The sequence below is a fragment of the Flavobacterium sp. GSP6 genome, from assembly GCF_003984855.1.
In the GTDB taxonomy this organism is placed as follows: Bacteria; Bacteroidota; Bacteroidia; order Flavobacteriales; family Flavobacteriaceae; genus Flavobacterium.
This window is the reverse complement of the sequence record NZ_RYDO01000002.1, coordinates 295,187-308,325: the sequence shown is the minus strand read 5'-3', so window position 1 is coordinate 308,325 and position 13,139 is coordinate 295,187. Positions and strand designations below refer to the sequence as shown.

Genomic DNA, 13,139 nt, shown 5'->3' with positions numbered 1-13,139 from the left:
TGCAATTATTTTGTTTTGTAGCAAAAAACATTTAGCTGTAAATCCATTCCGAAGTTTAAATTTCTTTCTATAAATGGGTATTTTGCAGTATAAGCTTCTTTAATATGATAACTAAAACCTGCTTTTTGTACAATTTTCAAAATTTTATGCAAATTTTGCTCTCGATCTGGCATGCTGTGGTATTCAATAAAGAGATAATCAATATTTTTCAATTCATCCTCACAGTCTTTTATCACTTCGAATTCCGCTCCTTCTATGTCAATTTTTAAAAAATCAACCTTTCGTCCTTTCAAATATTTTTTTAAACTGGTACAAACTACTTTTTTGTATTTCCCTTTTGAAGTTTCTTCTTCTATTCTTCCTCCTGCACCTCCTTCAACAATAAATGACAAGGTGTCATCGCAATTCCAAACTGCCTTATTGATTAACTCTACATCATTATATCCAAATGATTCAACGTTTTTTTCCAAAAAACCAAAAATATGCTCATCTGCTTCAAAAGCAATTATAGAAGCATTGGGATATAATTGCTTAAAATAAATGATACTCATCCCTAAATTTGCCCCACAATCTATTATACAAGGATTAGGACGACTAGCCTTAAACTTATACATTTCAAGTTGAAACAATTCCTCGTTACACAAATTAAATGATGCGATATCATGGATATGTAATTTTTTTCCTAAAAATTCTTTTTCAGTAGGCACAAATCGCGCTATTGCATTTGTACCCTGTTTTTTTCCAATTAAGAAATAATAAGGTGGTTTAAAATATTTTTTTAAAATTTTAATCATTTATCTAATATTACTAAATGTTTATTACAAAAAATACAATTACAATTTATAAAAATTTTTCATCTAAAAAATAGCATCCCATTTCCCTTTTCCAAATACTTGTCCGTAATTGTATAATCCATGAATGCTCAAACTAGATTTTTCATCTAAAATCTCAAACAGACAAACTTCATTTACTTCATCAATTCTTAATTGTTGAGGGACATGTATAAACGCATTTAAAAAATACTCGCCTCTTACCAAAAATTCTGCTTCAATAGTTAATCGTATTTTTTCAGATTTAATCAGATTGGTTTCATATGAACATACTCTTTGACCATTCTTGCTGACAATTGTACAAAACATTTTGTAACGATTATTATCTTTTATTTTGAATTTTGAATTCAATTTAAAATCAATTACAATATTTTGATCATAATAAAAACGGCTTTCTAAGTTTCCTCCCTCATTATTGATATTTATTTCATCTATTACAATTTCGCTAAAGTCTTTCGAAATATCTCTTTTATAAAAAGATTCAAAATTTGAAGAAACATTATGATATAAATCAACACTCTCCTCAATCCCCCCATCAAACACTACCTTCCCATTCTCTAACACAATTCCCCTTGTACACAAACTCCGCACCGCCGCCATATTATGACTCACAAACAAAACCGTTCTACCTCCTTTTCTGGAAATATCCTGCATCTTGCCAATCGCTTTCTTTTGGAACTCGGCATCTCCCACGGCCAAAACCTCATCTACAATCAAAATTTCAGGCTCCAGAAATGCGGCTACTGCAAAAGCCAGTCGAACATACATTCCGCTGCTATAGCGTTTTACGGGGGTATCAATGTAGCGTTCGCAACCGGAGAAATCAATAATGGCATCAATCTTGGAGGTTATTTCTTTTTTGGTCATCCCTAAAATAGCCCCATTGAGATAAATGTTTTCTCTGCCGGTCATTTCGCCATTAAATCCGGTTCCTACTTCGAGCAAGGAAGCCACACGGCCTCCAAACTTAATGCTTCCTGTTGTAGGCGCTGTAACGCGGGATAATATTTTGAGCAAAGTAGACTTTCCTGCGCCATTCTTGCCAATAATCCCAAGAATCTCACCGCGTTCTACTTCAAAATTAATATCCTGCAATGCCCAGACATAATCACTCGTACCTTTGGTACTGCGGTCATTGGTGTCGCCAATTTTGAGATACGGATTTTCTTTGCCACGCACTTGATGCCACCAGCGGTTCAAATCATGCGCCATAGTACCCGTTCCTACCTGGCCCAGTCGGTATTGCTTGGAGATGTTTTCGGCTTTTAATATAATGTCTTTCATTTTTTGGAATCTTTTTTTTAAATGGGCCTTTTAATGAGCATTAGGTTGTACTATAAACGAACTTCACTACTCACTAATTGCCACAATTAATTACTATAAAGATTCGTCAGTTCGAGTGGAGCAGCAATTTGCGATAGAAAATTGCGGCGAAGTATCGAGAACCCTTGTGTTATGAAGGCTTCTCGATACAATTTAGAATAGTAAAGCATTCGCATTACTCTTCTAAATTACTCGAAGTGACGGTTGAAACAGCTTATTCTTTTCTCTATTTTCTTCTCCTCACTTCGCACACTAAAAACTCATCGTTTCATTTTCAACACACATCCTAAAGATTCCAAAACCAGCACATAATGGGTATTGGTCATTTCCTGAACTGTGGCTTTTTGGTCGGCAAAAGGTCCCGATTCTAATTGTATCGTTTCCCCAATTTGATATGAGGCCACAGTGAGATCAACACAATCCGAAGTGTTGAGCCATTTCTTGATGACTTCAATTTCTTCATCACGCACAATTGCTGGTTTTCCTAACCAATACAAATAGCGGACTGCACCAACGGATTGAAACACCAAATTCCGTTTCGAATCTTCTAATTGTACAAAAACATAGGAATTAAAAAGAGGTACTTCCACTTTTTTCTTGCGGTCAGACCATTGTCGCATTTGGGTTACCAAAGGACAGTAGCATTCCACACCTATCTTTTGTAATTGTTCTGCCACTTTTTTTTCCCATTTGGGTTTTGTATACACTACATACCAATTCATCTTTTATCTTGTATTGCCATAAAATTAATTCTCCCTATCCGAATTCAGAATACACTTTTTGAATTATTTATTTAAAAACGGTTCTCAATACACGACACTTCGAGTGCGAAGCGTAGCGAGACGTTTTGTTCTATTTCATTACTTGAAAACTACTAGCAATCCGCTGAGCACAATCAGCTTTTAAATGTTTAATCGTTTAATCGTTTAACCGCTTAACCCCTCACGAACCTATCGCCTGATACACAAAACCAATCGCTTTTAATTCCGGGCCGTTCAGCAAATTTCTACCATCAAAAATAAAAGCGGGTTTTTGCATCGAATCATATATTTTTTGCCAGTCGTAGTGGATAAATTCATCCCACTCTGTCAGTATCGCAATAGCGTGTGCCTGCTGACAGGCTTCGTACGGGTCCAAAAAGGAACGCACACTGTTCGCATTCGCCTCTGCATTTCTGGTTTCCAAATAATTTAAATCCCCCAAGATCTTCTTGTTAGAAACTTTAGGATCATACACCGCAATTTTTGCGTGTTCATTGATCAAATCATCAGCTACATAAATTGCTGCTGATTCTCTGGTATCATTCGTATCTTTCTTGAATGCCCAACCCAAAAAAGTAATTTTCTTATCGGAAACCGTATTGTAAAGCGTTTGAACTATAGAATTGGAGAAACGTCTTTTTTGATGGTCATTCATGATAATAACTTGCTCCCAATAATCTGCAACGGCATTCAAACCATAGGATTTTGCAATGTACACTAAATTTAAAATGTCCTTTTGAAAGCAAGAACCTCCAAAACCAACGGAGGCTTTTAGAAATTTAGATCCAATCCTGCTGTCCATTCCAATCGCTTTAGCGACTTCATTGACATCGGCTCCCGTTTTCTCACACAGTTCTGACATGGCATTGATGGAAGAAATACGTTGTGCCAAAAAAGCATTGGCGGTAAGCTTAGACAATTCAGAAGACCAAACATTAGTGGTCAATATTTTAGCGGCAGGCACCCAATTCGAATAGACATCGACTAAGGCCTGAATCGCTTTTTTACCTTCCTCCGAAGGATCGCCTCCAATAAGAATCCGATCCGGATGCAACAAATCAGTAACAGCTGTTCCCTCTGCTAAAAACTCAGGATTTGACAGGATTTGAAACTGTACTCCATTCCCGGTATTATCAAGTATACTCTTAATTGCTTCTGCAGTTCGCACCGGTAGTGTCGATTTCTCCACTACTATTTTATTATCTTTGGCTACACGTGCAATTTGTCTGGCACAAAGCTCTATGTATTTTAAATCAGCCGCCATACCTTTTCCCTTACCATACGTTTTAGTGGGGGTATTCACGGAGATAAATATAATCTGGGCTTCGTCTATGGCTTTATCAACATTCGTAGAAAAAAACAAATTCCTTCCCCGAGCCTCGGCAACAATAACGTCCAATCCGGGTTCATATATAGGAATATTGGCCGTGTCGGTATCATTCCAAGCCGCAATGCGCTCTTCGTTCAAATCGACTACTGTAACTTGTATCTCCGGACATTTTTGAGCAATAACCGCCATCGTCGGACCACCAACATACCCAGCTCCAATGCAACAAATTTTTGTGATTTTCATCTATATATTTTTTTATTTTTTTTAATCCCAGTACAGACGCGATTTATCGCATCTCTACATTTCGCAATGCATCAAATCCGCAATGTAGATCCGATTTATCGCGTCTCTACGGTATACGGTATTACGATAAATTATCCCAATACCAGTGCACCGCCTCTTTCAATCCTTCTTGCATACCAAATTTTGGATTGTATCCCAGTAGGGCTTTTGCTTTATCAATACTAGCCAGGGAATGTGGAATATCACCCGCTCTGTTAGGACCATACACTACAGTAACGTTTGCAATTTCAGAATCGTATTTTGTTAAAAAATCTTTCAAATAGCCCACTAAATCATTCAACGTATTCCTATCGCCACACGCCGTGTTATACACCGTATTGATCGCTTCTGGATTTTGAGTTAACATCGCCAACTCATTCATTTGAATAACATTGTCAATATAAGTAAAATCGCGGGAATAATTCCCGTCACCATTTATTTTTGGGCTTTCGTGTTGCATGAATTGCATCACAAATTTCGGGATAACGGCTGCATAAGCGCCATTGGGATCTTGCTTCCGTCCAAAAACATTGAAATAACGCAGTCCTATGGTCTCTAAACCATAGGTTGTGCTAAAAATTTCGGCATACAATTCATTTACATATTTTGTTATTGCATACGGAGAAAGCGGCTTCCCAATAGTATTTTCTACTTTGGGCAACGCTTCTGAATCGCCGTAGGTAGAGGAACTTGCCGCATACACAAATCGCTTCACTTTTTCGTCTCTTGCTGCCACCAGCATGTTCAAAAATCCGGATACATTCACGTCATTCGTGGTCACCGGATCATTGATAGAACGGGGAACAGATCCCAAAGCCGCCTGGTGCAGCACATAATCTGCGCCTTTGACTGCTTTTTGACACTCTTCCGGATTCCGAATATCGCCTTCTATCAAACGAAAATCAGGATGGTTTATGCAGTCTTTTAAATTATGCAGGTGCCCGGTGGCAAAATTATCCAGGCAAACCACCTTATAGCCTTTAGACAAAAAATGGGCACACAGATTAGAGCCTATAAATCCCGCTCCTCCAGTGATTAACACTGTTTTTTTTATATCTTCTTTCATTTGATTTTTCTGTATTAAAAAAAATAAACCACTATAAACTAAAAGTTCATAGTTTTTGTTGGCAGACTTAAAGTCTACACGGTGGTATCCCTTATTTATTTGCCACGAATTTCACAAATTATCACGAATTAATTTGTGAAAATTTGTGAAATTCGTGGTAAAAGTTTTTGAATCTAAAAAGTAAATGCCCTAAAATGCATCGTTTTAACTATATCTGTAATCAATAAATTACTTTCTGGGTCTATTAAGTATTTTCTGAGCCACTCTTTCATACATACTTTTGGGTTTGTCTTCTTCGTAATAGTCATTGGTATAGGTACCGTATCCGTAGCCATACCCATACCCCGTTCCGTATTTAGCTTTATTCTCCAGACCATTCAAAATTATACTGGCATTATTTAATTCCCCTCGTTTTATACGATTATTCAACAAGGTAATCATGTCTTTTTTAGTGAAATTCTGCCTCACAATATAAAGGGTAACATCACAATATTGTGCTAATTCTAGTGCATCTGACACTAACCCTACCGGAGGTGTATCTAATATTATATAATCGTATTTTTTCTTTAATTCTTCAATCAGCTCTCCCATTCCGTCACTCATGATCATCTCCGATGGATTGGGAGGAACCGGTCCGGAGAGAATCACATCCAGAAAAGGAATGTGGGTGTGATTTATAATTTCGTCAACCGTATTTTGCTTGATCAGGTAATTTACAATCCCGGCTTCATTAGATAAATTAAATTCAGTAGCCAGTTTTGGTTTTCTTAAATCAAGGCCAATAACAACTGTTTTTTTCTCGCTCAGGGCAAATACGGTAGCGATATTTATGGAACAAAATGTTTTTCCCTCACCACTAACTGAGGAGGTTATCATCAGTGTTTTGGCACCATCTACATTTTGTTGTTTGTACAAAAACTGGAGCGAGGACCGAATAGCTCTAAAAGATTCCGACAACGATGATTTAGGCCTGTCAAACACTGCTAAATTTGTATTTTCTTTATTGACACCGACTACGCCTATCAAAGGAATTTTTGTCAACTTACTGATGTCCTCCGTATTTTGAATCGAATTATTGACAAAAAAAATGCCAAATACAAAAATCAACGGAACAAGTACTCCCAGAAATAAGGCCAATATATAATTGACGGATGTTTTAGGGCCTATTAATCCGCCGCCAATATCCTTTGCGGGATCTATAAACTGAACATCCGATAGATTCGCTGCTTTGACAATATCCGCTTCACTTCTTTTTTGAAGAAAGGTGCTGTAAATATTATCACTCAAATCATATTTTCTTTTGATTTTAACGAGCTCTTGCTGGTCTTCCGGGAGTTGTTTTATGGTACTTTCGGTTTCATTAATTTTACTGCTCACCATCGCTAAATCATATTGCAGCGAAGCTTTTGCAGTAGCTATATTTTCTAACAGTACATTTTTGACCGCCTCCATTTGATTGTCAAAATCCTTAAATATCTTCTCGCTTTTTACGGCATAGGCCATTTCGGATCTTTGGGTAGACAAGGCGATCAATTTTGAAACATTAACTACAATATTAGGATCTTCTATTCCCGCTACAGATGGCGCTGGAAGTTTTGCATAGTTGGTGCTGTTTTTCAAATAAGTCTTTAACGAATTGTAATAGGACAGTTTACGGGTCACTTCATCTTTGGCTACATCAAATTCCAGAATCTTATCCGAGAATTTAGCACCACCCGCTTCAATATCATAAATGTTTTTATCTTTTCTAAATGTTTTTAGCTCATTCCCGGTTTCTTTGAGCTGGGATTCCATGGCAATCAGTGTACTGTCTATAAAAGCAATCGTATTGGTAGCAAACTGGTTTTTACTATCTAACTGTCTTTTGATCAGCATTTCAACAGTCGAATTCAAATATTCGACCATTCTGGCTTTATTAGTACCCTGCATTCCCAGGGTAATTATAGAACCGCCTTTATCATCTGAGCGCAAACTGATCCCTTTATATCCGGCTACTGTTCCGTCAAAATCATTAAAACGCACAAAATATTCATTTCCTTTGTAAAAACCGGGATTGTCTTTTATTTGTAATTTCCAATTCAAAAAGGGTAATGAAACAGACTCTCCTACTTTGTATCTTTTTACAAAATCACCAATTTCGACTGCTGTATTGCCATAGGAATTATTGGAGTACGTGACAACCGAGACGTTTTGATTCCCAAATGGAATTCTGATTTCATATTCATTTTCGCTTAGAAACGTAATTCCAATTAAATTTCCTGCTAACTGCCCTTTCGATTTATCAATATTTACATAGAATGGAACTGCTCCGTAGGCATCTACCATATTGTATTCGCCCTGAACTAAGTAATCAATATAATACTGCAGTTTATCTACCACTAACTCATTGTGTGATCTGGATTGCAGTGTTGTAGAGATGGATTGAACCTGATCAGAGGTACCGCCCCAATTAAAAACCAAACTGGTATTAGAAGTAAAAAGAGGGTTACTTTCCTCCTTTATGGCAATGAGGGTCTCCATGCCATATATTTTTTCTTTACGGATGTTGACCTGATAGGCAATAGTAAAAGTGATTATTAAACTCAGTAAAAACCACTTCCAATAACTTCCGATTTTCATTAAAAACCCCTTAAAATCAAAACTGACTTGATTTTCAAAAATCGAAAAATCTTTTATATCTAACATTTTCTGAATGCTGTTTTAATTTCTTAATAGTAGAAAGGTCGTTGTGGCCAAAGACAGCAACGTAATAATAGTTCCTAAGGATTCAATTCCTGTTTTCCCGGTTCCCCAGGTTTTTTGCTTGAGCGGTTTGATATAAACATAATCATTAGGTTGTAAGTAATAATAAGGCGATTGCATCACATTGATGTCCGTCAAGTCCAGATCATGCATTTGAACTCCTGTTGGTGTTTTTCGCATGATGGTAACTGCTTTTCGGTCTCCTGTTATAGAGATATCTCCGGCATTTGCTATGGCTTCCATTATATTTACCTGCTCTTGAAATAATGTTTTTGTTCCCGTACTGCCAATTTCCCCGTTGATCGTATATCTAAACCCCGATAATTTTACGGTTACAAAAATATTAGCTTCGGCATTAAAATACTCCGCTAACAATTGTTTTTCGATTCTCACTCTGATTTCATCCAGCGTGTAACCAATAACATTTAATTCTCCTAAGACCGGAACCCTTATGTTTCCATGATCGTCTACTGTAAATCCATCAAAATACAATGCGGATTCTGATTTTCCTACAGAACCGACTTCGCTTATAGGACTAAAAATAGCAACTAATTTAGGATCTATCGCTTTTATAGTAATACTCAACACATCATTTGTTTGCAACCGATAAGGCTTAGATCCTACCACAGCAATAGTAGATTCTTGTGCTGAGGTATCCTTTTTCTGAAGATAAATTAAATCTTTAGTAGGGATGCAGGAAAAAAGCAACACACTTATAACTAACAACAAACAGAGTACCGACTTGCTCATTTACAATATTTTTAAGCGACAAATATAACTTTTCATTTACGATTTAAAAAGCAACATTATTCATTAAACAAATTAATTATTTTTAAAAGTCTTTTCAAAAGGAACTCTTTGCAAAATACTCCTGCCCAGGGTAACTTCATCCGCATATTCCAGCTCATCACCTACTGAAATTCCTCTGGCGATTGTTGATATAATAATCCCGCAATCCCCAATTTGTTTGTAAATATAAAAATTGGTTGTATCTCCCTCCATTGTGGAGCTTAACGCAAATATAATCTCATTGACACTACCGGATTTTACTTTTTCAACTACAGTATTGATGTTCAACTGACTGGGGCCCACGCCGTCAATAGGTGAAATTTTACCGCCCAAAACATGATAAATTCCTCTGAATTGTCCTGTATTCTCGATCGCCATAACATCCCGGATATCCTCCACAATACAAACAATTTGATGATTTCTGTTTTTGTTGGCACAAATTTCACACAACGCACTGTCCGATATATTATGGCAACTCGCACAATACTTTATATCCTCCCGCATTGCCACCAAGGCTTGCGCTAGAAATCCTGTTTGCTCTTTGGGCTGTTTTAATAAATGCAACACCAGTCGCAGTGCAGTTCGCTTACCAATTCCTGGCAACTGAGACATTTCATTGACTGCCCTTTCTATTAATTTTGAAGAAAATTCCATAACTGCAAATGTAGCAATTTGTTTATTTGTTTAATCGGTTATTTCTTGAATCGATTGTATACTTTAGTTATTCGATTTTAGTCCGCCGTTTTTTCTACTATTGGGTGCAATGTCATTAAGGCTGCGCTGTTTCCGCCCTCACTTCGAGTACTTTTGAATAGTAATGCGAAAGCGTTACTGATTAAAATTGTGTCGAGAAGCTATCAAAACGTTAGGATTCTTGATGCCCGGTAGAAATTTTTCCTGTCACAAATTTTTCTCACCTCGAACTGATGAAAAAAACTTAATGCCCTTTTTATCGAGTGCAGTCGATAGGCAACAAGGGTTCTCGGCTACACCCAAACTGACAAATGGAGTCGCTTGCAAAAGCCATTATATAAAAAAGAATCCTTTTTCAACAGAAGTGCTTTGGACGTAAAGCAATACTTTTAGTAGGCGATATTAAAATAAAATCGTTTATAATGTTGCATACAAACCAATTAAGCAGTAGCTATTCGTGATGTGCCAAAGGGAATCCGGATCCAGAAATGACTCATTAAACAAAAAATCGTATTTTGCTGCCTGTAAACTCAAAAAAATGACACCATTCACCATTCTATCGTTAATTGTAATCTACTTCGGGATTTTATTTTTGATTTCCCATTTTGTAAGTAGAAAAGACAGTGGCAATGAGGCTTTTTTCAAAGCCAATAAAAACTCAAAATGGTATTTAGTGGCTTTCGGGATGATTGGGACTGCGCTTTCCGGGGTAACTTTTATTTCGGTGCCGGGAGAAGTGGGTGCGCCAAACGGAGAACAATTCAAGTATTTTCAGTTTGTTCTGGGAAATGCCATTGGCTTTATAGTTATTGCAAAAGTGCTGTTGCCTCTGTACTACCGGATGAATCTGACTTCGATTTACGGCTATATCGAGCAGCGATTGGGGTTGTATTCCTATAAAACTGCCGCAACAATTTTCCTGATCAGCCGAACAATAGGCTCTGCGTTTCGATTGTATCTTGTGGTGATCGTTTTACAACGCTACGTTTTTGACTTTTACAACATTCCCTTTGCCTTTACCGTGCTGATTTCGCTGGCTTTAATTTTTGCATATACCTATCGTGGCGGACTCAAAACCATTATCATTACGGATACCTTACAAACTTTTTTCTTAGTGACCTCTGTTTTTATGACTCTTTTCTTTATTTGCAGAAGCTTGAATTTAAATGCTTTTGAAGCTTTTGAAACCGTAAAAAACAGTAACTATTCGAAAGTATTTTTCTTTGAGGATTTCGTGTCGAGTAAGTTCCATTTTATCAAACAAATTCTGGGAGGGATTTTTGTAACCATTGCCATGGTAGGTCTGGATCAGGATTTAATGCAAAAAAACCTGAGTTGTGCCACCATTGGTGAAGCTCAAAAAAACATGTTCACATTTACCGGAATATTTGTACTTATCAATATATTTTTCCTGAGCGTAGGTGCGCTACTGTATGTTTATGCCGCTAAAAACGGGGTTGAAATCCCCACCGATTTAAACACCGGAAAGCCCAGAACCGATTTGCTTTTCCCGGAAATTGCTTTTAATCACCTGGCTCTGATACCTTCAGTTATATTCTTATTGGGATTGACGGCCGCAACTTTTGCTACGACTGACTCTGCATTAACAGCGCTTACGACTTCGTTTTGTGTGGATTTTTTAGGAATGGACAAAGCGGAGAATCTGAACAAACCTAATGTAGTCCGAGACAGACATCTGGTTCATGTTGCGTTTTCCTTTTTGATGTTTCTGGTCATTATTTTCTTTAATTCCATAAATGACAGTACCGTAGTAGGAATGATTTTCAGGGTGGCCTCCTACACGTATGGACCACTTTTAGGATTGTATTGTTTCGGGCTGTTTGCACAGTCAAAAACGGTCAAAGACAAACTGGTCCCGATAATTTGTTTGTTGTCTCCTGCACTCACATACCTTATCAGCGAACATTCAAAAACATTGTTTTTTGGATACGTCTTTGACAATGAGCTGATCATTGTAAACGGGCTTATTACTTTTCTTGGATTGTGGTTGATTAGCAAAAAAGCGGCTTCAGAAACACGATTTTAGTTTTAGCCCAGATGGCAGCGGCATCCTTTTCTTGTCCCGTTTTAAAAACGGGACAAGAAAAGATATAGCGAACAGCTGGAGGTAGCTCCAAAAAAAATATTAATACTGGTTAGTAGTCAATAATACTAAGGTACAGGCTATTTCTACTTTGATATCATTCAGCTTCAGCAATTGGTACAATTCTGGATTTTCAGTTCCCGGATTAAAAATAACACGTTTAGGTTTAGCCTCGACGATATAATTGTAATAATCGCGCTGACGTGCAGGGTTCAAATAAAGGGTAACGGTATCTATATTTTTTATGGGAATGGCTTTGGTCTGGATTTTCACACCGGCCACTTCACCAGCATTTTGTCCTAAAGCAAGCACCGAATGTCCTTTGTCTACCAACATAGTGATCGCTTTGAAGGCGTATTTCTCTGGTTTAGTAGTTGCTCCCAGAACTAGTGTTTTTTTATTCTTTGTCATTTTCTATAAGTATATGCAGCAAAAGTAATCAAAAAGGTTTGTCCGTTTAGGAATTTTCAAGTTTAGTTATCACTGCAATAAAAACATTTCCCTAACATTAAAAAGTAAAAAAAGAGTATTTTTACACCCTTAAATATAAAATATGGATCTTTTTATTTATCTGTTTGTCGCACTTTTCTCCGTGTTGAACCCTATTGGTACTGTTCCTATTTTTGTAGGACTTACACAACATGACACAAAAAAAGAACGTTCCAGGATTTCATTGTGGACAGCGATAAATGTGTTTATCATCTTAATTGTCTCTTTTTTTATTGGGCAATATATGCTGATTTTTTTTGGCATTAGCATCGATGCGCTTCGAATTGCCGGAGGACTTATCATAGTAAACTCGGGATTTTCATTGCTCTCGGGACAATTTAACAAAAAGAGGGGGATCACCAAAAAAGCAGAAAACGATGCTCAAAAAAGAAATGACATCGCTCTGACTCCACTAGCTATCCCTATGCTAGCCGGACCTGGATCTATTTCGCTGCTGATTGCTTTTTATCAGGAACACAATACAACTAGCGAAATTATCATTTCATCCTTTGCCATTCTTGCTATCGCAGTTGCTATTTTCATCATCTTGAAAAGTGCTCATTATTTAGCAAAAATACTTGGAGAATCCGGAATTGTAGCGATCTCCAGAATCATTGGTTTTATTGTAATTGCTATAGGAATCCAATATATTGTAAGTGCGATTATCAATATTATTAAAGGCAATTTGATCTAAGATTAAATTCAGGCAAAACGCAGTGTATTTGCCTGA

The 13,139-nt window shown here is 37.1% G+C and carries 11 protein-coding genes; 2 read left to right on the top strand and 9 right to left on the bottom strand.

Annotation, left to right across the window (positions count from 1 at the left end; all coding sequences use genetic code 11):
- Positions 1-5: 5 nt before the first annotated feature.
- The 8 genes from EKM03_RS03320 to recR form a co-directional block, all read right to left on the bottom strand.
- On the bottom strand, positions 6-794 hold the full coding sequence (locus EKM03_RS03320; protein ID WP_126739866.1) for an FkbM family methyltransferase: 789 nt from the start codon (positions 792-794) through the stop codon (positions 6-8).
- A gap of 63 nt (positions 795-857) precedes the next feature.
- Complete coding sequence (locus EKM03_RS03315) at positions 858-2,114, bottom strand: ABC transporter ATP-binding protein (RefSeq protein WP_126563335.1); 1,257 nt, start codon at positions 2,112-2,114, stop codon at positions 858-860.
- A gap of 299 nt (positions 2,115-2,413) precedes the next feature.
- A complete protein-coding gene (locus tag EKM03_RS03310; protein WP_126458948.1) occupies positions 2,414-2,875 on the bottom strand; it encodes a UpxY family transcription antiterminator in 462 nt (153 codons plus the stop codon).
- Positions 2,876-3,095: 220 nt separating this feature from the next.
- On the bottom strand, positions 3,096-4,487 hold the full coding sequence (locus tag EKM03_RS03305) for a nucleotide sugar dehydrogenase (protein WP_126458943.1): 1,392 nt from the start codon (positions 4,485-4,487) through the stop codon (positions 3,096-3,098).
- A gap of 121 nt (positions 4,488-4,608) precedes the next feature.
- A complete protein-coding gene (locus tag EKM03_RS03300) occupies positions 4,609-5,592 on the bottom strand; it encodes an SDR family oxidoreductase (protein ID WP_126458940.1) in 984 nt (327 codons plus the stop codon).
- Positions 5,593-5,820: 228 nt separating this feature from the next.
- Positions 5,821-8,277 carry a polysaccharide biosynthesis tyrosine autokinase gene (locus EKM03_RS03295; protein WP_126739865.1) on the bottom strand — a complete coding sequence of 819 codons (2,457 nt, stop codon included), beginning with the start codon at positions 8,275-8,277 and terminating at the stop codon, positions 5,821-5,823.
- Positions 8,278-8,292: 15 nt separating this feature from the next.
- Positions 8,293-9,084, bottom strand: coding sequence for a polysaccharide biosynthesis/export family protein (locus tag EKM03_RS03290; protein ID WP_126563337.1), 792 nt, complete (start codon positions 9,082-9,084; stop codon positions 8,293-8,295).
- A gap of 72 nt (positions 9,085-9,156) precedes the next feature.
- Positions 9,157-9,777: a recombination mediator RecR gene (gene recR / locus EKM03_RS03285; RefSeq protein WP_126451855.1), complete on the bottom strand. Its 621-nt coding sequence runs from the start codon at positions 9,775-9,777 to the stop codon at positions 9,157-9,159.
- Between the two features lie 577 nt (positions 9,778-10,354).
- Between recR and EKM03_RS03280 the strand changes: the two genes are divergently transcribed.
- Positions 10,355-11,863, top strand: a complete 1,509-nt coding sequence (locus EKM03_RS03280; protein WP_126739864.1) for a sodium:solute symporter — start codon at positions 10,355-10,357, stop codon at positions 11,861-11,863.
- 99 nt (positions 11,864-11,962) lie between these two features.
- Here the strand turns inward: EKM03_RS03280 and EKM03_RS03275 are convergent, their stop codons facing one another.
- Positions 11,963-12,331 carry a CoA-binding protein gene (locus EKM03_RS03275; RefSeq protein ID WP_126458928.1) on the bottom strand — a complete coding sequence of 123 codons (369 nt, stop codon included), beginning with the start codon at positions 12,329-12,331 and terminating at the stop codon, positions 11,963-11,965.
- 142 nt (positions 12,332-12,473) lie between these two features.
- Here EKM03_RS03275 and EKM03_RS03270 point away from each other — a divergent pair, with 142 nt between their 5' ends.
- Complete coding sequence (locus EKM03_RS03270; protein WP_126451852.1) at positions 12,474-13,103, top strand: MarC family NAAT transporter; 630 nt, start codon at positions 12,474-12,476, stop codon at positions 13,101-13,103.
- Positions 13,104-13,139 lie beyond the last annotated feature (36 nt).